This is a genomic window from Spiroplasma syrphidicola EA-1 (assembly GCF_000400955.1).
Classification (GTDB): Bacteria; Bacillota_I; Bacilli_A; order Mycoplasmatales; family Mycoplasmataceae; genus Spiroplasma; species Spiroplasma syrphidicola.
This window is the reverse complement of the sequence record NC_021284.1, coordinates 45,865-70,990: the sequence shown is the minus strand read 5'-3', so window position 1 is coordinate 70,990 and position 25,126 is coordinate 45,865. Positions and strand designations below refer to the sequence as shown.

Here is a 25,126-nt window from a genome sequence, read left to right as displayed (position 1 = left end):
TATTATTAAATTTAATAACTTTATTATGTTAATATCTTATTATAATATTAAATATTGTAAATATTAATAATCTTCATCATTGGTACCCGAATTATTAACTCAATAAAAATTTAAATTAAATTCCTCTTTAAACTCATCACTTAATGGAGGAAATCTAAAAGCATATAAATTTAATGGAATGCTATTAATATTACTATCAGGTCTACTTAAAATCGTATTAAAAAGAAACATTACAGGCCTGTCAAATTGGAGATCAATATTTTGATTGTCTTCATAAACTACTTCTCTAAATTTTTCAATTGGAGTATTTAATACAACTTTAATTTTATAATAAGGTTCTTTTGTATCATCATCAATAAATATATTTTCATATCTTTTTTTAGATAAATTATAGGTAGCATTACCTAAATCAACTTGACCGTTTTTCTGGGAAACAATATTTGCAACTACTATAATTCAATCATCAAAAGTTCCATCTTTTACTTTATTAATCTCTTTGATTAATCCTTTCATTTTTTTGCTTGAATTATAAGGGAGTTTTAAATTCATACAGAAACCTTTTATTTCTTCAAAACTTATATTTTGATACATATTAAATTTTAAACATGGAAATGTAATTTTATGTTTTTTTAACAAGCTATCCGCTAACTGAAAATTAAATTTGTTAATTTCTTCATTAACATAATAGTCATAAATTTGTTTTCTATCTTGTAATTCTGGAATCCTTAACTCAGCTCCCTTCATTTTATTTGACGAAGTTGGTTTAGTTTTTTCGTGGTAACTGATTTGATAAATAATGTCATTTCCTGTCATACCAAGTTCTAATTTTTGAGAAATAATTTTTTTAAATAATTCAAATGCTTTAAAATAATTTATTAAATTTTCATAGATTTTTTCGGAAGAATATATTTTTGTAAATTCTAAATAATTTTCTCGATATCCAAATCATCGACACATTTGCATAGCAGCATCATAATATAGAGAATTACGATAAAAATAACTTACCAATAATCCTTCAATTGTTATACCTCTTGAAAGTTTATGTCCCCCAATATATATAGAATAAACATTCCCAACTTTCATTTTCTCTTTAATTTCTAAATTAATTAGATTAATTTTTTTGCCTAAGTTTCCGGTATTTATTTCATAGACTTGAATTAATTTAACTATCTCTATTATTCTAGAAACTAAATTATCAAAACTAATCATTTCTGAATAATTACTATACTTAAATTTATAATCATTAATAAATTCATTATAAATTTCACTTCGAGTTCATTTTTTAAGCTTACTAACGTATTTATTTATAATAGAACTTATTGTAGCTTGGGGTGCAGTGGTTGATGAAATATTAATTAGCATTGACTTTTGTATTAATTCTATTTTTTTTATATTTTTCATATTGCATTCTTCAATTAAAGCTGCGGAAATAAGAAAATCTTTAAAAGCACAAAACAATGAAAAAATTTCAAAGTCTTCTACATTTAAAATTTCTTTATTTTTTGATATTTTTATAAGTTTTTCTTCATCATCTTTACCAATATAATTAATTATTTCTGAATTTAAGTCAGATTCTTCCGATAAAAAATCATAATATCCTGTGTATTTTTCACTTGATTTTAATAAGTAAACAAAATCTGAAGGAAATAAGTTTATTCCTTGATAAGTAGAATTTTGATCTGCTAAAACTGGGGCAAAGGGAGTAGCTGTGTAGCCTATATAAGAAACCTTTTTAATTGTTGCTATTAATTCACAAATTAATTTATAAATTACTGTTGGCTTACCTGACCCTTTTCTTGAACCATCTTGTGAAGCCTGGTCAACTTCATCGTCAATAATTAAAAATTTTTTTGTCGCTAAATGGGAAGATCTAGTAATTTCTTTACTAAAAAAATTTACTAAATTTTCTAAAACTGTTTTATTTTTTTTAATTACAAAGAAATTTTTCCGACCAATATTAGTACGATATTGATTAATTTCTTTTTTGCTAAATTCGCCTGAAGTATTTTGACATATTATATCATTACCTCATTTTAAATCTTCTAAATATTCTTCATCAATTTCATCTGTAATAATCCCAAGATCATTTGTTAAACGCTCAGAAGTTTGAGATCTTAAATCATTAATTGTACCTGATAAAACTATAATTGTATGATAATCCATATCAAAAGCTAAGGACATTAATCCAGCAAAATTTGCCGTTTTTCCTGACTGAATATCTCCTATAACCAAACCCTTAATTAAAAAATTAATGTCATCAACTGTATTAATATTCTGCATTATTCTTTTAACATCTATCTTTATTTTTGAAATATCACTTGCACTAAATTTTCTTTTTTCTTTTAAAAACTTACAATATCTTTCAAAATTTTCGCCTTCTTTAATTGTTTTAGATAAATTTAATTTATTTTGTCCTTCCTCTATACTAATGTTACTCCCTATTGTGTTATTTAAAACTTCTTTTAAATAGGCGCGAGAATATTTTGAATAATTTGGATGCTTTAAAAATTCTTCTATTGCGTCATTTCTACCCTTTTCATCTTTTTCATGTGTATCTATATACGTTAATAATATTGCTTTATCTTTATCTGTTATTATCATAATTTTTAATCTCCTCTTGAATCATTTGTTTTACTAAATATTGGTCTAGCTGCAAATCAATAACTCTATAAATTTCAAATAAAATTTCTTGCTCATCTATAATTTTCTTACTAATTGCCTGTTTTATTAAAAAAGTATATAAATCTTTTAAATTATTTGTAGTGTCTTTTTTAATTACTAAAAAACTAAAATTTTTATTTCATATTTGAGATAAACATATTATATTAAAACAATTAGACTTTTTTAATAACGAATATAGAAAGTAAGTATTTCTAAATTTTTTATCAATATTCATATCTTGTAAAATTATTTTATAAATAGTAACTAAAGTATTATCACAAACATTAAGAAAAGGAAATTCTCCACTTTTTTCAAAATCATTCATATAATTATTTATATTTAAATTTATTAATTTTAAATTAAGTTGAAAATTAAAATTTTTTCAAAAAACAAAACTATTATGGGATATAAAAAATATAATATTATTTTCTAATAATTCATTAATTAAATTTTTACGATTTAATCTCTTATTGTTAAGGCGAATACTACCCAAAAAAACTATAAACTCATTTAAATTAATTTCCCTTTGATTTAAAAAATTTTTAATAATATAATCGGTAACTTCTGTATTTGAATTAAACTCTTTCATTATCCTAAAACCCGCCAAACTAAATTACTAATTTCTTCTTGTTCATTTTTATTTTCAAAATCCTGTAAAGAAAAAATGGTATCAACTATAAACATATTTGTACCAATACTTTTTAAATACCCAATTAAATATACTATTTTATCAAGGTATTTCTCTTTATAATTGATAAAATTAATATTTTCATTTTGTCAAACACAAAAATTTACTTTAACATTTTCATTTCGACCATCAAATGATATTGAATTACTTCATAATTCTCCATGATAAAATTTTTTACCTTTTTTATCAATTTTAATATCTGATAAACTAACTACTTTGCCTTTAATCATTACTAAATTCATTTTATCCTCCTAAATAACTATAAAGATTAGTATATAAATCTTCTAATCTTATAATTGATTCTTCTAATTCACTTTCACTGTATAATAAATCGTTATTCTCAATATTATTAGTTTTAAAATAATAATCATACAAATTAAAATCATAAAATTCTTGGCATGTTTCTATAAGTTCATTAAATAATAAATCACTATTTTTTTCTAAATTAGAGCTTACTCTTTCATAAATATAAATAGCCCTGTCGCATAATTCTTGCAGACTATATCACTTAATATCATTATCGTATTTATTGCTTTTCCTTCGAATTTGCCTAAAGACAAAATTTTTCAATGACCTATTTATTTTTCCCACTTTATGTTTAGTAGTTAAATATTCTTTTGCTATTATTACTTCTTTAAGTCAATTATTACTAATTAATTTTTCAAGAAAAACTTTTTCATTATTTGATATTTTATTATCAATAATATTAATTTTATTATTTAAAATTTTAACTAAATTTAAACTACTAGTTCCTAAATCAAGCCAATTTTTTTCTAAAATATTGACTATATTATCATAAATATCTGAATAATAGTGTTTCATTATATTATGAATATCTATAATTTCAAAAATAGTTTGAGTATTGAAAATATAGCATCCAATATAAGCAAATGATATATCTTCAAATTTTTTATCAATATTTAAATAATCAATAGTCTCAATTGGATAATAGATTAAATTTGGCTCAAGTAATAAGGAAACTACAAGATGAATATTTTCCTTTTCATTATACAAAATAATATCAAAGTAATTGTATAGACCATCTTCATTAAAATCTTGATCTTTAATTCAAACTATATCAAAATCAGGAAAAATTTTTTTTAAATTATAATATGTTTGTCTAAAAAATAAAACACCTTCGTATTCTTTTTTTAAGCCCAATAATAAATTTGTTTTTACTTTTATTAGTGAATTAATAATTTGAATTTTATTTTCATTTAATTCAAATAATTTTCAATAATATTCATTCCTTATTCCATATTTCATAAAATCATATTCCTTATAACTTACTAGGTATTTAATTACTATCTTCTTTTAATAGTTTGCTAAAGGTAAAAATAAATTTTTATTTTTTTAATGATATTTTAATATTTATACTATTTAAAATTTTTCTAATTTATTAAATTATAACAAAAAAAATAATTAACATAAACAAAATAAAAAAAGATTATCGTATTGATAATCTTTTTTTATTTATTAATATTCTTCTGCTTTCGCTTGAATTCCAGCATAGATAATATCTTTTGGATCTTTCAATCCTGTTCCCGCTGGAATTAAGTGTCCTAACATAATATTTTCTTTTAATCCTTCTAAACGGTCAACTTTTCCTTTGATAATCGCTTTTACTAAAACTCTTGTTGTATCTTGGAATGAAGCTGATGCTAAGAATGATTCTGACTCTAATGGGGCTTTTTTAATCCCAAAGATGACATGTTTTGCAGTTGGTGGTTTTTTCATTGCCCGTACAGCATTGATTGTTTCTTTACGGTAGCGTTTGATTGTCACAATTTCTCCTGGTAATAACTCAGTATCCCCAGCATCAATAATTTTAACTTTGTTCAACATTTGTTTAATGATAATTTCAATATATTTATCTGAAATTTCAATCCCTTGTAAACGGTAAACTTTTTGAACTTCTTTTAAAATGTAATTATGAACATCTTCAATTTTTGCCACTTCTAATAATTCTTTAATATTAATTGAACCTTCCGTTAATTTTTGTCCCCGCACAACATCCTCGCCAACTTTAACTCTTAGGACAGCATTAAATTGTGTTTTATATTTTCGCTCATCATTTTCTGATTTAACGTAAATAATGTGGATTCCTCCTTCATCTTTGATTTCACTAATTGTTCCATCAATTTCTGAAATAACTGAGATTGATCCTTTTGGTGTTGTAACGTCAAGTAATTCTTTAATCCGTGGTAACCCTTGCGTAATATCAGCTCCCCCAGCAACCCCACCGGTATGGAAAGTACGCATTGTTAGCTGTGTTCCGGGTTCCCCAATTGATTGGGCCGCAATTGTTCCAACTGCTTCCCCAATTGCAACTTTTTCTCCCGTTGCTAAGTTTTTACCATAGCATCGTTGACAAATTCCTTTATCCGCTTCACAACTTAAAACAGAACGAATGACAACTTCTTTAATTCCACTTTTGACAATAACACTAGCATCTTCTTCTGTTAATAAAGTATTAGCTGGAATGACAACATCACCTTTTAGTTTGATATCTTTTAAATTATATCTTCCCACTAATCGGTCATGTAATGGCACAATAATGTTACTGTGTTTTTGTTCAATAATATCTGAAACAACGAACCCACGTTTGGTATGACAATCTTTCACAGTAATAATAATTTCTTGTGAAACGTCAACTAAACGACGAGTTAAGTACCCTGAATCGGCAGTTTTTAGGGCCACATCGGCCATCCCTTTTCTCGCCCCATGGGTTGAAATAAAGAACTCTGATACGGTTAATCCCTCACGGAATGATGATTTAATTGGTAATTCAATAATATCCCCTTTTGGGTTATTCATTAATCCCCGCATCCCGACTAACTGCGTAAAGTTTGAAACGTTCCCACGGGCTCCAGAATCGGCCATCATAAAGATTGGATTTTTTGGATCTTCGCGTAAGATATGTTCTAACTCTGACTGAATTTGGTCTTTTACTTTTGATCAAACAGTAATAATCCGGTGTTGTTTTTCCCGAGCAGTTAACATTCCTAATTTAAAGTAATCATTAATTTCCTTTACTTTTAAATCAGCTTTTTTAAACTCTTCTTGTTTTTTATCATAAACTTTAACGTCAGCGGCTGAAACTGTTACCCCTGATTTACCAGAGTATTTAAACCCAAGGTTTTTCATGTTATCTAGCATTTCCGCTGTTTTATTAGCCCCATACAATTTAAAGTAACGATCAATAATATTTGATAAGTCTTTTTTCTTGAATGGTAAATTAACTTCTCATGTTGTTAAATATTCATTTAAATCAACATCATCATTAATTAAACAACGTTTTGGCAAGGCCAATAAGTTTTCCACATTTGGTTCATTTAAGTATGGGAATTCTTCTTTAAAGATTTGGTTAAAGATAATTTTCCCTGGTGTTGTCACAATGTATTTACTCATGTCACTATCTTTGAACCCTTTATTAACAAAGGCACTAACTGGAATTGCAACTAAGGCATGTAATGCCACAGCCCCTGTTTCATAGGCGATAATTGCTTCATTAATATCTTTGAAGATTGTTCCTTGTCCTACTTGGTCTTTTTCTTCATAAGTTAAGTAGTAGTTTCCTAACACCATATCTTGGGTTGGGGTTACAATCGGTTTACCATCTTTTGGTCCTAAAATATTACGGCTTCCTAACATTAAGCTACGTGCTTCTGCAACAGCTTCATCAGTAATTGGAACGTGAACCGCCATTTGGTCCCCGTCAAAGTCGGCATTAAAAGCCGTTGTAACTAAGGGGTGTAAACGAATTGCTTTCCCTTTAACTAGTTTTGGTTCAAAAGCTTGAATTCCTAAACGGTGTAATGTTGGTGCCCGGTTCAATAAGACTGGACGAGTTTTAATTACTTCTTCTAGTACTTCTCATACTTTATCATCTTGATTTAAGATTAGTTTTTCGGCCACTTTAATATTAGCAGCATAACCTTCTTTTACTAAGCGTGAGATAACAAATGGTTTAAATAACGTAATTGCCATATCACGTGGTAACCCACATTGGTACATTTTTAAGTCTGGTCCAATCGCAATAACTGAACGTCCTGAGTAGTCAACCCTTTTTCCTAATAAGTTTTGACGGAAACGACCTTGTTTTCCTTTTAAAATACTTGTTAATGATTTTAATGGCCGTTTGTCTTTTCCGGTTACAGGACGTGCTTTACGTTCATTATCTAATAAGGCATCAACTGCTTCTTGTAACATCCTTTTTTCGTTGTTAACAATTACACTTGGTGCACCCATTGATTTAACTTTTTTTAGCCGTTCATTACGAATAATGATTCGACGATACAAGTCATTAATTTCTGAGGTTGTAAAACGTCCCCCATCCAATTGAATAATTGGACGAATGTCAGGAGGAATTACCGGCACAGCTCGTAAGATCATTCATTCAGGACGTGATCCTGATTTTTTTAATGAATCTAATACTTCTAAACGTTTCATTAATTTATTTTGATCTAATTGTGTTTTCTTTCCTTTTAAATCACTTTTAATTTTTTCAATTTCACTATCAATATCTAAGTTTTTTAATAGTGTTTCAATTGCTTCCGCTCCAATCCCAAAACGAGCATCAGTATGACGGCTAATAAATTGAGTACATTCATCCATTGAGAAAGGTAAAGAAGTATTTTTTAAATCCTCAATCATTGTTTCTCCAATTTCATAAGCAATTGTTCCTGGTTTTAACGTTTCTAAAATTTCACGTAATGTTTTTGTTAATCTTTGGCGTGTTGCCGCTGATGTTTTAGCATTCCCTAAGTCTAAAACCATTTTTTGTTTTAACGCTTTTGCATTTCCTGAATCTAAGACAATATAGGAAACGAAATAAACTACTTCTTCTAGTTCTTTTGTTTTCATATCTAAAATCAATGAAATACGACTTGGTGCTGCTTTTAACATTCAAATATGTGACACTGGTTCTTCTAACTCAATGTGTCCCATTCTTTCACGACGAACAATTGCTTCAGTAATTTCAACCCCACAACGTTCACAAATTTTTCCTTTGTTTTTTGATTTTTTATATTTCCCACAAGAACATTCAAAGTTCTTTGTTGGACCAAAGATTTTTTCATCAAATAAACCATCTTTTTCTGGTTTTAAAGTTTTATAGTTAATTGTTTCTGGTTTTTTAACTTCCCCATATGATCAGCTACGAATGTCATCAGGATTAGCTAAACCAATTTTAATCATGCGACTATTTTTATCATTAGAATTTGTCATAATTTATTTCCCCCTAATTACTTTCGTCTTCTAGCTCATCAAACTCATCATCACTTACTTGTTCATCGGCAAGTAAATCTTCTTCGTCAATATCACCATTACCATAATCATCTTCATCAAAATTATTTTTATTTGGATTTAAGATAAAACTATCAATATCAAATTCGTCTTCCAACTCATCAACAGTATTTGTTAATAAATCTTCATCAACATAATCGGTTTCATCATAACTATTAATGTTTTTAGCATTTCCTTCTTCATCAATCATATGGATATTAAATCCTAATCCTTGAATTTCACGAGTTAAAACATTAAATGATTCTGGAATTCCTGGTTCTGGAATTTTTTTATCTTTAACAATTGCTTCATAAGCTCTTGTTCGTCCTTTAATATCATCAGATTTAATTGTTAAGATTTCACGTAAAGTATGGGCTGCTCCATAAGCTTCTAACGCTCATACTTCCATTTCCCCAAATCTTTGTCCCCCATTTTGAGCTTTTCCTCCTAATGGTTGTTGGGTAATTAATGAATATGGTCCAACGTTACGAGCATGTAGTTTATCATCAACCATGTGAGATAATTTCAGCATGTACATAACTCCAACTGAAACAGGATTATCAAATTTTTCCCCTGTTCGTCCGTCAACTAACACTTCTTTCCCGAAGTTTTTCATGTTGGCTTTATTCATAATTTCAATTAGTTCATCATTTGTCATTCCATCAAAAACTGGTGTCGCAACTTTTTGGCCTAATTTTTTAGCGGCCATTCCTAAGTGAATTTCTAAGACCTGTCCAATATTCATCCGTGAAGGAACCCCTAGTGGGTTTAACATAATATCAACTGGTGTTCCGTCTTCTAAGTGTGGCATATCTTCTAATGGTAAGATTTTTGAGATAACCCCTTTATTACCATGACGTCCCGCCATTTTATCTCCTTCTTGGATTTTCCGTTTTTGAACAATATAAACTTTAATTACTTCTAACACATCAGCTGCTAGTTCATATTTTTCACGAGGGAAACGTTTAATTGCTTGGATAATTCCTTCCCCACCATTGGGAACACGTAATGAATTATCTTTAACATTTTTTGATTTTTCCCCAAAAATAGCTTGTAATAATTTATCTTCTGGTGATAATTGTGTTTGTCCTTTTGGTGTTACTTTTCCAACTAAAATATCGCCCGGCTTAACTTCGGTTCCGATAATTACTAACCCATCATCATCTAAGAATTTACGAGCATTTTCAGAAATATTTGGAATTTCGCGTGTAATTTCTTCGGGTCCTTGTTTTGTTTGACGACGTTCAATTGTATATTCTTCAATATGAATTGACGTAAAGACGTCTTCAGACACTAATCGTTCGGAAACAATAATCGCATCCTCATAGTTATAACCATTTCAAGTTGTAAAGGCTACAACAACGTTTTGTCCTAAAGCCAATTCCCCTTTTTCAATTGATGGTCCATCGGCTAAAATTTGGTTCTTTTCAACTTTTTGTCCAACTTTTACTAATGGGACATGCGTTAATGATGTTCCTTGGTTACTACGCACAAAAGTATCTAAGAAATATGTTTTTAGACCTTCTTTTGTTTTTAAAATAATTTTTGTCGCATCAACAAAGTCAACAGTTCCATCATATTGTGAAACAATTGCTAACCCTGAGTCACGAGCGGCAGCATATTCAACCCCAGTTCCAACATATGGTGAACTTGGTGAAATTAATGGAATCGCCTGACGTTGCATGTTCGCTCCCATTAAGGCACGGTTGGCATCGTCATTTTCTAAGAATGGAATACAACTTGTCGCGATTGAAACAATTTGTTTTGGTGAAACGTCAACATAGTCAACTTCATCCCGAGGAGCAATAATATTTTCTCCTTGGAAACGAGCAATTACTTGATCGTCTAAAATTTCCCCTTTATCACTTAAACGGATGTTAGCTTGCGCTACAACATAATTTTTTTCTTCATCGGCAGTTAAGTAATCATTTTGGGCAGTAACTTTATTATTAACAACTTTTCGGTATGGTGTTTCAATAAATCCAAATGAATTAATTTTCGCATAAGTTGCTAAGTTGTTAATTAACCCAATATTTGGTCCTTCTGGTGTTTCAATTGGACAAATTCTTCCATAGTGTGAGTAGTGGACATCCCGTACTTCTAATCCCGCGCGTTCTCTTGATAATCCCCCTGGTCCTAACGCTGTTAAACGACGTTTGTTTGTTAACTCTGCTAATGGGTTAGTTTGATCCATAAATTGTGATAACTGTGACAAGTTGAAAAACTCTCCAATAATCGCTGATAATGGTTTGTTATTAATAATATTTGATGGCTTCATCTTGAATAGGTTTGAAGATGTTGACATTTTTTCTTTAACATTTTTTTCAATTCTTAATAACCCAATTCGGAATTGGTTTTGTAATAATTCCCCAATTGTACGAACACGACGATTTCCTAAGTGGTCAATATCATCAACTTCTCCGATTCCTTCTGTTAGGTTTAATAAATATGAAAAAGTTGCCACAATATCTGGAACAGTAATATATTCATCCGTTGCGTTTGGATCAATTCCAATAATATTTGTGATTTTATTACGTGCTTCATTATCTGTGTAAATTTGGATTTTTTGGATTTTATCACTACAAATAATTTCATCATTAAAAGTAATTGTTTCTAAACATGCTCCTGTTCTTAACAATCCTTTCAATTTAATCACGTTTTCTTTATCCATTAAGGTACCTTCACTAAAAACAACTTTACCGTTAGTATCCTTAATATCAGCAGCTAATACTTTATTATAAATTCGATTTTCGACTGATAGTTTTTGGATTAATTTAAAACGCCCAGCTTTAGTTAAGTCATATTTACGTTTATCAAATAATAGGCCAAACAAGTATTTTGTTGCCCCATCTGGTGTTGCTGTTTCTCCTGAACGAATTTTTTTGTATAATTCTTGAACCGCAATACTTTGATCATAGGCAATATCACCTGTATAGTTTTCTAATTCATAAGTATTTTGAACTAATTTACTGTCGCCAAAAATATCAAAAACTGCTTCTTTTGTTAAACCTAACGCTGTAAATAAGTTTGCAACTGAAACCTTTCTTGATTTATCAATTTTGACATAGAAGACATTTTTAAAACGTTCTTCTTTTTCGGTTTTAATTTTTTTGTTATCTGATTCAAATTCTAATCATGTCCCACGTGATGGAATTAAATCAACATAGTAAACATTTTCCCCGTTTTTACGGTTTAAATCAATTTTATAATATGCTCCTGGTGAACGAACTAGTTGTGAAACAACAACTTTTTCTGAACCATTAATAATAAAGGTTCCTTTTCCCGTCATTAATGGGAAATCACCAAAAAAGACCTCTCCTGTCTTTTCAATCATAATGTCAACAATTAATTTTTCTGGTTGACGATCTTTAATTGTTACGGTGCAAGTTGCCTCTTCTTCACCGGTATGAATATCATAGTAAACAACATCAGTTGATTTTTTTAAAATTGTAATCATATGTCCAATGCGTTCTTCAATTCAAGCTTTAATTAACTCTGGTTCTCCCTTAACAATACCAGTTTCAATTTCAATATCTTTTGAATTAATTGTTAATTTTAAGTTTGAATAAATTGGAGCCTCAAATATTTTTGACTCTTCTTTTGCTTGTGGAATTGTTCTTCTTGGTTGTTTAAATTCCCAATCCAACATTTCTAAAATAATATTACCCTCATGGCCAACAATTGGAAATACTTCATTAAAAACTTCACTAATTCCTGTTTGTTTAAATCAATCATAAGTTTCTGTTTGAATTTCAATCAGGTTTGGTAATTCTAGGTTCCCACTTACTTTTGTATAATCAATTCTTTTCGCATAATGTCCAAATTCTTTTTCTTTTAGCGCCATCTAATTATTACCCTCACTTTTCCAAATCTACGCAATATATGCTAATCAATTTTATATTGATTTGATATTAAAGTCAAGAAATTTTAAAATAATTGAAAATTTTAGCAAAAAAAAGCGCGATTACTCGCGTTTTGTTTTTTTAACGATGACGGGGACAAACATAGATTTCACTATCAACTGAATCAACTAGTGCTTGTTGCATTTTCCCAAATAGCACACTATTTGCCCCTCCCATTGTTCCTTTTTTTGTTTGTTCGTTAATACATTTAAAACATTTTGGATCAAAATCTGCCATGTGTCTTTCCTCCTTGTTATTACCTTATTAATATATTTTACCTTGTTTTGCAAGAAAAAAACAGGATAACCTGTTTTTTTACCGCGCGCCTTTGTCAAACGGAATTCCGGATGCTTTTGGCACTTTTGAATATTTGGAAAAAGCAACCATTGTCACTAATGCAAAGACAAATGGCAAGATTTTTAGTAATTGGTTTGAAGGATCAGCAATATTTCACCCAGCAAAACGTCATAAACTACTTGCTAAGGCGATTAGGAAGCTAAACAATACTGCTCCTAAGGTAATATATTGAATCCGTCATTGCCCAAAAATCATAATTGCTAAGGCAATATAACCTTGTCCTTGGACATCTCCTCGAAATTGATTTGATAAAAAGTGGGTAAACATCGCCCCGGCAATACTTGCTAAGACTCCAGAAATAATTACAGCTGTATAACGAATTTTAACAACGCTAATTCCAGCAGCATCAATTGCATGTGGATTTTCCCCACAAGCGGCAAAGCGTGTTCCTGCTTTTGTAAAGTAGAAGAAAACAAAGGTGAAAATCGCTAAGATAACGGCAATAATAACAAAGATGTTAATAATTTTCGCATTATCTATTCCAATAATTGTAAACCCTGTTTTAATCATGTTTCCAACCGCTAGGGAAGGAATCGAAACAAAGAATAATCCTAAGCCTGTTGCTAATAAGTTAATTGCCACCCCCGAAATAATTTGTTGTGATTTTAAGGTGATTGTGGCAAAACCATGCAAGAGAGCAAATAATCCCCCAACTAATCCGGCTCCTAGTAGCGCAATTAATTGCATGCCATTACCATACTGTGATAGCATTTTTCCTAATAAAGCATATGTTAAAGCCCCAATAATCATCATTCCATCAATCGCAATATTAACGATTCCGGCACGCTCTGAATATAATCCCGCCATTGCCGCAATTAATAAAACGGCGAAGAGAACTGAGGCATTAGCAAATAATTGTTCAATTGCTCCCATCGTTATTTTCCTCCCTTCAAAGTTTTATTATGATACTGTGATTTTTTCCGTAATAATTCTTGGCGTAAAATAACATTATCTTCTTTAACTGCATTAATAATTAATGTCACATTGGCATTATATTCTTGTGCATATTTTTTTTGATTAGCACGGTTACTATTTTTTAAAACAATAAGTTCTTCTAAATAGCGCATTTGGGCCTCTGCAATTTCAACCATTGCTGTTTCAACAATTTTACTAATTTGAGTTTTTAACTCTTCATCATGTTGATTTGCTTTACGGGCTTTTCATAATTTTTGACGTAGTTCTTGGCGTTTTATTCTATACTCTTGTTTAAAAGCCACTACTTCGCGTTTTTGTTGTTCTTTTAACGCTTTAATTTGTTCTTCAATCGCTTTTGTTGCTTTCTTTTCTTCTAAAACAAACTTTTGGTAGTCATTCCCATATTTTTGCTGAATTTCATCAAATAAATGGTAATTTTGCTCTTTTAACGCCAGAATTTCATCACTATGACGACTTAATAAATTAGCATAACTTGATTGTAATAAGGTTTGTTCAACTAAGTAATCTTTTTTATATGCTTTACTTAACGCTTTAATTTCTTCGTGCATTTTACCTTTTAGTTCACGCATTTTTTTCGCATGTTTTTGTTTAAAAATACTTACTTCATTCTTTTTCAAATAGTATTGGTTTTTAAACTGGACATATTGGTCCATTGCTAACGCAATTGAACTAAAAATTGCTTTGTTATATTGTGTTCTAATTCGACGTTTCCCTAAATTAGCAGCAGCTTTATATTTTGTATCAACAAAGAACTTACGGCTAATTTTTAAGGTTGTATTTTGCCCAACTAACGTTGTTAATTTTTCATTCGTTTTTTCACGTAAAGCAATAATTGCTTCCTTATCTTTTGCTTGTTTTAATTCGCGTAATTTAACGCGATAATCTTTATTAATTGCTTTAATTTTTAGTTTATTATTTTTAATTTCTTTTTGATAATCTTGATCTTCAGCTTTAAATTCCGGATTTCGCTGAATATTTAACCAGCGACGCAATCATAGGATCGGTTTAAAGTAGATGAAGACGGCTGAAATCGCTGTCATATAAATAATTAAACCAAAGATTAATTGCCCCATTTCTTTTGACATTTGGAACTGAGGTAATTGGGTTGCTTGCATTGCCGCTGTCTTAATAATCGCTCATAATAAAGCAATTGGTACAACAGATAGCGCATTGGTAAAGGCCACCAAGGCCACAGCAATTGCATCAAACCCAATTACTGGTAGTGCATCGGTTGAAAACTGAATTACCGTCGACTCGGTCATATAATAAATCATTCCCAAGATTCCCGCAATTCCGCCCGATATTGCCATTGAAGCAATTGTGTAAGCTTTAATATTTGTCCCAGCATATAATGAGGCGGTTTTTGATTTCCCAACCGCTTTAATTCGGAACCCTAAAACAGTGTAATTCATCATAAAGATGACCCCAACTAATAAAATAACAGCAATAATCATCGGGATGATTCATGTTTGCTCATTAATCGCTAAATTAAAGTTTGGCGCTGCTGTTGTAATATCGATTGATGAATTATTATTAGCATTTCATAACCCATTATTAAGATCCATAAACATTCATTTCATTACATATCAAACAATTCAATTTAACATAATTGTTGAAACAACTTCATGGATATTAAAGAAGGCTTTTAGCATTCCGGCAATTGCTGCTAATCCGGCTCCCACTAAAATTGAGATTGCAAGAGCTCCAACAACACCAGCACCTTGTGAAATAGCCGGGTTTTTTAAACCTAGAACAATTGACATACTTCCTGCTAATAACATTTGTCCTGGAATCCCGATGTTAAATAGCCCCGCTTTAAACCCCACAGCAACTGCTAACCCAGCAACAATATAAATTGCTCAGTATGTTAAAGTTGTATTTTGCAATAATGGGTGAAAGGCTAGTTTAAAAACATATTGAAAAAATAGAAACGGGTTGCTGCCATTAATTCCAATAATAATAAAACTTAGTAAAAAACCAACTAAAATCGCACAAAGCGAAGCTTTAACAATATTCATCTTGTTTTTAAATTCATTTGAGCGAAAGAAGATTCTTGTTTTTTGTGTCACTAATCACGTCTTATTTTTAACGATGTTCCCCATGACTTTTTTCTCCTTTCAAATGATATTTTCCAGCCATCATTAAACCGATTTCTTCCCGTTTAATTTTATGGTTTGGAACATTTCCGGTAATATGACCACTATGAATAACAACAATACGGTCAGCTAAACTCATAATTTCTTCTAATTCATATGAGATTAATAGCACCGCTTTGCCATTAGCTTTTTCTTCTAAAATTTTTTGGTGGATATATTCAATTGCTCCAACATCTAATCCACGCGTTGGTTGAACTACAATTAAAATATTATGATCACGAGATAATTCCCGCCCAACAATTAATTTTTGTTGGTTTCCCCCTGATAAACCACGAGCCATCGCAAAACCAGCACTTGTTCCCCGCACATCATATTTGTTAATAATGTTTTGGGCATATAACTGAATTTCTGCTTTGTTTAATAAACCATAATTAGCAAATGGTTTTTCATTAATATTTTGTAAAACAACATTATCAATCGCACTAAAATCTAAGACTAGCCCATATTTTTGGCGGTCTTCTGGAATGTGGGCCATTCCAATACTATATTTTTGATGAATGTTAACTTTTGTTACATCAATATTATTAAAAACAATTTTACCTTTGTTAACTTTTTCCAGTCCGGTAATTGCCCGAACTAATTCACTTTGGCCATTTCCTTCCACCCCGGCAATTGCAACAATTTCCCCGGCTTTAATTTCTAAATTAAAATTATCAAGGGCCAAGAGTTTAGTAATTCCTTTTTTCTTAATTGATAAATTTTCAATTCGCAATAAGGTTTCGTTTCCGGCGGCTTGACCTTTATTTTTAATTTCAACCAACTGGCGACCAACCATTGCTTGAGCAATTTCTTCTTGACTTTTATCCTTAATATCAAAAGTTTCAATTACTTTCCCCCGGCGAATAACCGTTGCACGATCAGCAATTTTTTTCACTTCATCTAATTTATGGGAAATGAAAATAATTGTTTTACCATCAGCTTTTAAATCTAAAATAATTTTTAACAACCCTTCAATTTCTTGGGGTGTTAAAACAGCGGTTGGTTCATCAAAAACTAAAATATCAGCTCCCCGGTATAAAATTTTTAAAATTTCTACCCGTTGTTGCATACCTACTGAAATATTGGCAATTTTAGTATTAAAGTCAACTTGTAAATTATATTTCATTGCGATTTGGGCAATTTCTCGAATTTCACGTTGGCGATCTAAAAAGACTTTCCCTTTAACCTTTTCATCTCCTAAAACAATATTATCTAAGACGGTAAAGATATCAACCAATTTAAAATGTTGGTGGACCATCCCAATCCCTAGTTTATTGGCCTTAATTGGCCCCGAAATATATTCTTGGCTACCATTAACAAAAATTTCACCTTTTGTTGGTTCATATAAACCAAATAGAATACTCATTAAAGTCGATTTCCCTGCCCCGTTTTCTCCAATTAAGGCATGAATTTCTCCTTTTTTAATCTTTAACGTTACATCATCATTTGCAATAACCTCACCAAAAACTTTTGTAATATTGCGCATTTCAATCGCATAGTTATTTGTCTTATCCATTAGATTGATTCCTTTCTTATTTTCAACTTATAAAGCATCATTAATTTTTTGCAATATTCAAGTTTTTAATTGGTTTTGGTCATCATATGTTTTTGTTAAGCTTTGAGTAAATAACTCTGAGGCAATTTTCTCTGTCCCAGCTGTCCCATTATATAATTTTTGTAAGATATCAGCTATTTCATCAAACACAGTTTTACTACTAATATCACTACTATGAATTAAATCAACTAAATTTTTTGGGACTGATTTTGTTGTTTCAATTCCAGTTCATGTTGGATGATCGGCTGAAGATTGGTCAGTATTAATTCAACATTGTGTTGAATCAACTTGGTCATTATTTCAACCCCCACTATTATTGTCATAACCACAAACAGGTGAATAAATATTATTTAATGCATCATATGTTGATTCAACAATCTCTTTCAATGCACTAGTAATAATATAGTTTTCCCCATAAATTTTTCCTTGTTCAGTATCAACCCCAACTACTTTTGCATTTGATTTATTATACTGAATACGGTCAATTGTATCTTGGGTTTGTGGCCCCGCCACTGGGAAAATCACACTTGCTTTTCGCGATAGTAATTCATCCGAAATTGCTTTTCCCTCTCCGGCTTGGAAAGATTGTGAGAATCAAGATTCATTTTTCTCTAACACTTTTTGTACTTTATTAATGCGTTTTAACTCAAATGCTTTATTATTGGCAGTTAAATTTTGAGTTGCTCGTAAATCTAGTACTGCTTGTTTCACTGTTTCGCTTAATTTTCCTAAATTAGGATATTGCGATTTATCACCTAAAATAATTTCATTAAAGATATCACTGGCAGTTAAGAACCCTCATAGGTAATTTGAAGTTGCCACGGGATTATCCATTCCCCCATAAACACCAATATTTAAATTACCCCCGTATTCTTCTTGGTGGGCATTTAAATAAATTGCTGTTGCAATTCCAGCCAAAAACCCTGATGTTTCAGCTTGATAAGTAATACCAACAATATTTTTAACAAGTGGTCGGTCCGGTTTCATTTGGGCATGTACACCTTGACCACTACCATCAATGTAAATAATATTATCAACTAGATCAGCTGCTCAACCAATTGTGTTACCATGAACAAAACCTGGTAAAACTAATGTTTTAGCCCCAGCAATTTTGGCCGTAACATAACCAGTTTTATAATCGGAAGGTGTATGTCCTGATGGTTCAAAATAACTTGCCCGTCAATTTACATCTTTTCAGTTTTCTGGTAGCTCCCCGGTTTTTTGCTCAACAACAAATTTGCTAGCCCCTTCTCAAGCGGACTGATTAAAAGATAAATCGTTAATGGTTCCCCCATCGGTAATCACTCATACATTACTATTAAAGTCATATTTTTTGGCACAGGCCACAACCGAAAAGGTTGATGTGACTAATAATGATGAGGCTGTTAAAATACTAAAAAGTTTTCGCATTGTTTTTTACCTCTTTCTGTTGTATTAAAGTCATCTAAATTTTAATAAATTTAATCGCCCCCTAATGTTTATTAAATTTTCTTAATTATTCTAATTATCTAATTTTTAAATAATCTTTAATCCAAGTTAAAGTTTCATTTAATTACCAGATTTTCAGATGGTGTAAAATGAAAAACTAACTAAGCCATGTCTTTATTTGACAAATAAAGTTAATGTTGTAAAACATCAACCACTAGAGTCCCTTTACATTGGTTGGACGTAGAAACACTAGACCATATTTCTAGTTTATAATGGTTAATTACTATTTAATTTTACAATTTTAATATAACAAATTATGACACGAAAACCAAGATGCTAAGATTAACTTTTCGGATTATTTTTTCTCTTTCCCAAAATTACTAGCATTTTATAATAAAAAAAATGAGAATTTTTTTCTCATTTTCTACTTTATAAAAGGCCTTATTTTTTACATAATGGGCAATTTTCAACAAAAGCAACATCTTTTCTTGTATATTTTGCAATATTATGTAAATTAATATGTTCGTATGTAATTCCATTTGTATTGATTACAATATTTCCTAAATCATCAATTAAATAATTCTTTGAGCGTGTTTGATAGGCACTAGGGGATACTTCTTGTGTTGCATAAGTATTTGAATACCCAGCTTTACTATATAGACTATAACGTCCTGGATTAATCCCAATATTTTTACCTTCTAATAAAGAAGTTAGACCATCAGCATATTGTGCTTCCGTTGCTCTAATTGCTGTTGTATTGATCTCTATTTCATTAATTTTGGCATTAACTTGCCCTGTTTCTGCTTCTAAAACTTCAACTTTTTGATTTAATTGTTGTAAATTTTCTTGTAAATTACTTAATACTTTTGATTGCTCTTGTTGGGTCGCAATTGAACTATTAATTAATTCAGTTAATTTTTGATATGATGTGTCATCTGATGTCTCATCATTACCATTTGTTGGTGCTACGAATGAATTATCAGTTTTTTCATCAAAAGATTCTGAAAAAATACTATCATCATTCATTTTTTCATCAAATTCATCTAAACTATAAGATTCTTCAAAATTATTAACTTCTTCTTTTGGTGCTTCTGTTACTAATGATGATTTAACTGGTTTTGAAACAATAATATCATCTAATAATTCTGGTGCACTATCATCTTGATCGGCTAGAATGCCATTAGCAACAAAAGTATTTTCTGAAGCTACTGGTGGAGAAACTGGTTGTTTTTCTACCTTAGCATCAAAAGTAATAATATCTTCTAATAGTTCTGGTTCACTTTCAACTGCCTTTTCAACAACTGGTGTTGGTTCAGATAAATCAAAGTTTTCAAACCCTGCTGTATAATGTTCTTCATCACCATCTTGGTTATCTGAAACTACTGGTGAAGAAACTTCTTCTTCTAATAACTTATCAAAAAAATTGTCTGATTCTTCATCATTCTTTTCTACTGGTTGAGCAGTTAAAACTTCACTTTCTTGTGACTCTGCTTGTTCAGGATTTAAAGTTTCTAAGAAATCCGCTGTTGATTGACTGTTATCACCAATTACTTCTTGAACTTCCATTAGTGGTAAAAGAACTTCATTGCTTAATTCAAATTTATTAGCTAACTTATTTGCTTTTTGGGCAAGTTTATTATAGTAACTAATATTTTTAACAATTACTTTATTTGATTCATTTTTTTCACTAATTTGTTTTTCCACCAATTGCTTAATCAATAAAGCTTCTTGATAAACTTTATCATGTTTACGATTTGTAACTGGTTCATCAGCAGTAATTGTTTCTAAGAAACTATCATCACCTTTTAGTTCGACACTTGACTCAACTTCAGCTGTTACTGGTTCAAACCCAGGTTCTGGTGTTAAAACTGTTGGTTGTTCGTTATCATAATCATATGAGTTTGGTGAAAAACTAACTTTTTCCGTTTCTTTTCCTACTTCTTGCGTAATATCTTCTTTTTTGTTTACTTTATTAAGATCATCAATTAAGCTAGTAATTTCAACTGTCTTAACGTCATCTTTAATTGTAAACATTTCTGTCATTGTTTCTTGTTGTAATTTTTTTTCTTGTTCGGTTTTATCAACCGCGGCGGCGTAATCATTTGCGTCTAAATTTAATACGCGTTCTTTTTTCTTTGCGGTAACTTTTGGGTGACCCAAAGTTGCACTTCCAAGCTGCTTTCCCTCTTGTTCAATCTCTCTTTCAACTCTTTTATCTTCACGATAAATAATAATCATGTTTCTTTCATCAGCATAATTTTTTAAAGCATCTAAATCAAATAGTACTGCTTCAATAAATAATAATCCGATAAAAGCAAATCCGGCTAAAACTAACGCTGAAACTTTTCCAAAAACAAGTGAAGCGATAATTACAACAACCAATAAAATCTTAATGTATGGTTTTGATAATTTATTCCCTCGTCTAATTCGGAAAATTTCATATGAAGATAGTGCAATTGTTGCAATAGCAACTAATAATAATAGTGCACTAACAACATATGTTCATGTTGTCCCCGTAATTGTTTCTAAAATTTTGTCTTGTTTAAAAATTGATGTTTGAAAGATATCATTAATTTTATTCATAATTGATGGAAGTGCAACTGCGTTAACTGCTAATAAGTTTAGCACAGCGGCAAAGATTTGGATCAATGATCCGATAATAATTAACACTCACCCGAATGTAACTAAAAATGTAAACATTGTTCTTCTCCTATCTTGGTACTTTATTACGCATTGCTCAGTAATCGTACTTTGGTGGATTAGTTTTTTCCACCGGTTCATCTAATTCTGCGGTTGATAAAAAGCTATCTTCAAGTTCTGCTTCTTCTCCATCGTAATTTTCCTCGGTATTTTCTTCACGTAGAAGATATTTTTTTGCATAAATTGATAACTCACTATGTTGTAAATTATCTGTTAAATTTGTTCCATAAAGATCTTGTCCATATTGGTCTAAAACATTTTCATTGACTCCAATAATAAATTTAAAAACTGGTAAACCTTGAAAAATTGCTTCAATTAAATTTAATGTATTTTTAAATTTCTTATAGTCATTAATTTTGCTAAAGACGATTACAAATTTTTCTTTTAAATCATAAGCACGAATAATTTCTTCAAATTCTTTGCGAATATATTCGATTGGGTCATCAAATTCTAATTCATTAATAATTACTTCTGAATTAGCATCTACTTTCTTATTTGCAATTTCATCGCTTTTTAAAAGTCTTGCAAATAATTTGATTCGATCCCATAACACTTTTTTATCTTCAAAACTGATTTTTGGTAACCCTTTAACAATTTTTTTCAAAAGAAATAAAAATGGATTAAGGTATAAATCATTTTTTGCCACATTAATATTAACAACTGGCATTAAAAAAAGTGATTCTGATATTTCCGAAATTAAATTACCATCATGGTTATATAATGCTAAATAAAATTGAACATCATTGGCAGTATTTTTTAATGTCTTTGAAATATCTTTGATAATTTCATAATCTGTCATTTGAAATTCACGACTTGCAACTCTTATGTTTGCTGGCTTGGGTTCATTATGAGCAGGTTTATTATTGGAATGTAATTGATTTAGTATTCCCATTTGCCCTTTATTTAAATTACCCGCGAGCATATCATAATCTAGCTCTTTTCTACTATTGCTAAGCGTTGATTCATTTTTAACTTCTGTTTTCAGACCTTTCATTCTTTCAAATGGATTTATATACATACTTAGCCCTCCTATATTTACCCAGGTATTAATTATAACATATTTTTAAAAAAAATCGTTAAAAAAATTGCATTTTGAAATGCAATTTGATATTATATTATTCCTTTATTTTATATCTGATTCCTCTTCTTCGGCCTTTAATTTCGCAATTTCGGCCTCTAATTCCTTAATCTTTTCAGCCTTATTTGTCGGATTTTCTTCATCACTCGGATTCGGCGTGGTTGGTTTTTTGCGATAATCACTAACTAATTTTTTTGCCCCACTTTTAATAGCTTCTTTATTGCTCCCTAAAAAAATAATTAAAAAATAAACGCCAACTCATAGCCCTAAAAATAAAACACTAAAAGCAAAAGCAACAATAAATTTTTTTTGATCAATGACAATTAAAACACTAAAAATTATTGTTAAAACTGTTAACAGGATAATTGCTGTTAAATTAATAATCTTAGCTCATTTAATTTGTTTCTTTTTTCCTTCCATAATTTCCTCCTACCGAATAAATTGTTGGGTTGCTAAATCAAAGATTTTTGATGGGGGATTATTAAGCTCGCCATCATAGATAATACCATCAACGTTAAATTGCTGTAATTCTGTTAAATTACTTGCTGGGTGTTCTCCTGTTTTATTAACACTTGTTGCATAAATTGGTCCAACTTGCTTAATTACTCGTTGGAGTCATTTTGCTTTTGTTATTCGCACAGCTAAGCGACCATTATTTGATAACTGGGGGTCTTTACTTTCCCCTATTATAGTAATTGACATCTTACTGCGTAAAATCTTAGCTGCTGCTCTTGTTATTTTTACTAATTTTTTGGCCATCCGTAACGAACTAACAATAATTGCTAATTCCATTGTTAACGGGCGGTTTTTTAACTGATAGATTCGTTCTTTTCCAGTCCGATTATTAATTGTACAAGCTAAACCATATATTGTATCAGTTGGAATAATTAAAACTTTATCTGTTTTAAATAACTCAACAATTACTTTTTGATTGTTAATTTGATATTGTTCCATTCTCTTGTCCCCCTATTATTTTTTGATCGGAGCAATAATTTTCCCTTGTTTAATTTTTAAAATGTGAGAAATCCCAATTGCTAGTAGGGCAAAAATAAACGAAAATGATAAAATCGCACTAGCAATTAATTCATTACCATGTAATCAAAAATAATCAATTTTTGTTGTCCCAAACAATGGTTTCATTACTGTGTCTTTAAAATGATCACTTTGGGAATTTCAAAAATCAATTACAGAGTTTAATTCATTTTGAGAAACTAAAAAAGCTGTTAATGATATTCCCCCAATTACTAAGAACCCAATATATAAACTAATAAAACCGATTTTTGAAATATTTGGTTTATTAATCATAATAAAGGCAAATCCCAATAATAAAGTTGTGATTAAAGCAATAACAATAATTGGTAAAGCAAAAATTAAATCTCAATCCCCTGGGCTTTTACTCATAACATCATAATAATCAACGTTTGGTTGTTCAAGTGAGGAAGTTGTCCCTGGAATAATTGCATTACGGGTTAAAAACGGATATAAAAATGAAAATAAAATAAATTGATGAGCAGCTGTAAATGATAAATTAATTTTAAAGGTGTAAATTACTTGTGGGGTAAAAACCATTGCTGAACAAATAATAATCCACAATGAAATATTAAATTCATTTGGAATTAAAAATAAACTTAAAATTTTTCGAGCAGCTCCTTGATTAAAAGTATCTTTTAAAACAACAAGTTCTTCATTTTTTGCTAAGTTAATATTTGTATTAAAAAGACGCTCAAGACGAAAACCTAATTTTAAAATAATATATAAAATAATCACGGTTTGAATACCAGTAATTCATCAAACCGTATTAACCCCCATTCAGCGTAGTGGATAGACATTATTTGTTCCTGGTCCTGTTGCTAAATTTGCTAATTTTTGAATTAAGGCATCTCGACCTGGTAAATCAGTCGGAATCATATTTTCAATATTTTGAACAAACTCTGGTCCATTGTAGCCTCCTCGTAATGAGTGGCATCATTCATAAACTTTATCATAAGCATATTCTGACATTGAAAACATAAATGATGCAACAAATAAAAAAACAATAATTGATAGTGTTCCAACCAGAATCATTTTATTATTGCCACGATTATTTCTTACATCATAAGCTGCCAAATAAAAACCTGGCAAGAAAAAACTAGCACATGTAATTGCTAAGGCTACATAAGAAAATGAAAAAATTTCTAAACGACCTGGTAATTTAGAGGTTGTAAAAATATTCAAAATCTCATTTGGTGTTTCTTCAATAAAATTAAAATAATTTTTTAAAACAGAATTAGTATGTGAAACATACATAAAAATAAAAAAGGGTATCATTACAGCAAGAACAAGTAAATAAGCTTTTACAATTAATTTTCATTTTTTCGCATTTCTTATTTTAGTATCCATCACTTTACCCCCTTCTATTTG

At 30.1% G+C, this 25,126-nt stretch carries 16 protein-coding genes and 1 riboswitch; all 16 genes read right to left on the bottom strand.

Features of this window, described 5'->3' with window-relative positions; all coding sequences use genetic code 4:
* Positions 1-63: 63 nt before the first annotated feature.
* Positions 64-2,601, bottom strand: a complete 2,538-nt coding sequence (locus SSYRP_RS00255) for an endonuclease (RefSeq protein WP_016340309.1) — start codon at positions 2,599-2,601, stop codon at positions 64-66.
* Complete coding sequence (locus SSYRP_RS00250) at positions 2,585-3,250, bottom strand: hypothetical protein (RefSeq protein WP_016340308.1); 666 nt, start codon at positions 3,248-3,250, stop codon at positions 2,585-2,587. Before SSYRP_RS00250 ends, SSYRP_RS00255 begins: the two co-directional genes overlap by 17 nt.
* Complete coding sequence (locus SSYRP_RS00245; RefSeq protein WP_016340307.1) at positions 3,250-3,591, bottom strand: hypothetical protein; 342 nt, start codon at positions 3,589-3,591, stop codon at positions 3,250-3,252. Before SSYRP_RS00245 ends, SSYRP_RS00250 begins: the two co-directional genes overlap by 1 nt.
* Before the next feature lies 1 nt (position 3,592).
* Complete coding sequence (locus SSYRP_RS00240) at positions 3,593-4,615, bottom strand: hypothetical protein (protein WP_016340306.1); 1,023 nt, start codon at positions 4,613-4,615, stop codon at positions 3,593-3,595.
* A gap of 210 nt (positions 4,616-4,825) precedes the next feature.
* A complete protein-coding gene (gene rpoC, locus SSYRP_RS00235; RefSeq protein ID WP_016340305.1) occupies positions 4,826-8,578 on the bottom strand; it encodes a DNA-directed RNA polymerase subunit beta' in 3,753 nt (1,250 codons plus the stop codon).
* 13 nt (positions 8,579-8,591) lie between these two features.
* Positions 8,592-12,479, bottom strand: coding sequence for a DNA-directed RNA polymerase subunit beta (rpoB, locus tag SSYRP_RS00230; protein WP_016340304.1), 3,888 nt, complete (start codon positions 12,477-12,479; stop codon positions 8,592-8,594).
* 139 nt (positions 12,480-12,618) lie between these two features.
* Complete coding sequence (locus SSYRP_RS05210) at positions 12,619-12,774, bottom strand: hypothetical protein (protein WP_016340303.1); 156 nt, start codon at positions 12,772-12,774, stop codon at positions 12,619-12,621.
* 78 nt (positions 12,775-12,852) lie between these two features.
* Positions 12,853-13,767: an ABC transporter permease gene (locus SSYRP_RS00225; protein ID WP_016340302.1), complete on the bottom strand. Its 915-nt coding sequence runs from the start codon at positions 13,765-13,767 to the stop codon at positions 12,853-12,855.
* Positions 13,768-13,769: 2 nt separating this feature from the next.
* On the bottom strand, positions 13,770-15,932 hold the full coding sequence (locus SSYRP_RS00220; RefSeq protein ID WP_016340301.1) for an ABC transporter permease: 2,163 nt from the start codon (positions 15,930-15,932) through the stop codon (positions 13,770-13,772).
* Entirely contained in the window at positions 15,916-17,481 is a 1,566-nt protein-coding gene (locus tag SSYRP_RS00215; RefSeq protein WP_016340300.1) for an ABC transporter ATP-binding protein, read from the bottom strand. Before SSYRP_RS00215 ends, SSYRP_RS00220 begins: the two co-directional genes overlap by 17 nt.
* A gap of 27 nt (positions 17,482-17,508) precedes the next feature.
* Positions 17,509-18,930, bottom strand: a complete 1,422-nt coding sequence (locus SSYRP_RS00210; RefSeq protein WP_016340299.1) for a BMP family ABC transporter substrate-binding protein — start codon at positions 18,928-18,930, stop codon at positions 17,509-17,511.
* Positions 18,931-19,143: 213 nt separating this feature from the next.
* Positions 19,144-19,243, bottom strand: a riboswitch (purine riboswitch).
* Positions 19,244-19,389: 146 nt separating this feature from the next.
* Positions 19,390-21,648, bottom strand: a complete 2,259-nt coding sequence (locus SSYRP_RS00205) for an APC family permease (protein ID WP_016340298.1) — start codon at positions 21,646-21,648, stop codon at positions 19,390-19,392.
* A gap of 10 nt (positions 21,649-21,658) precedes the next feature.
* Complete coding sequence (locus SSYRP_RS00200) at positions 21,659-22,666, bottom strand: hypothetical protein (protein ID WP_016340297.1); 1,008 nt, start codon at positions 22,664-22,666, stop codon at positions 21,659-21,661.
* Positions 22,667-22,771: 105 nt separating this feature from the next.
* Positions 22,772-23,146, bottom strand: a complete 375-nt coding sequence (locus tag SSYRP_RS00195) for a hypothetical protein (RefSeq protein ID WP_016340296.1) — start codon at positions 23,144-23,146, stop codon at positions 22,772-22,774.
* A gap of 9 nt (positions 23,147-23,155) precedes the next feature.
* Positions 23,156-23,680 carry a Sua5/YciO/YrdC/YwlC family protein gene (locus SSYRP_RS00190; RefSeq protein ID WP_016340295.1) on the bottom strand — a complete coding sequence of 175 codons (525 nt, stop codon included), beginning with the start codon at positions 23,678-23,680 and terminating at the stop codon, positions 23,156-23,158.
* A 15-nt stretch (positions 23,681-23,695) separates the two neighbouring features.
* Positions 23,696-25,105, bottom strand: coding sequence for a hypothetical protein (locus SSYRP_RS00185; RefSeq protein WP_016340294.1), 1,410 nt, complete (start codon positions 25,103-25,105; stop codon positions 23,696-23,698).
* Positions 25,106-25,126: the final 21 nt, after the last annotated feature.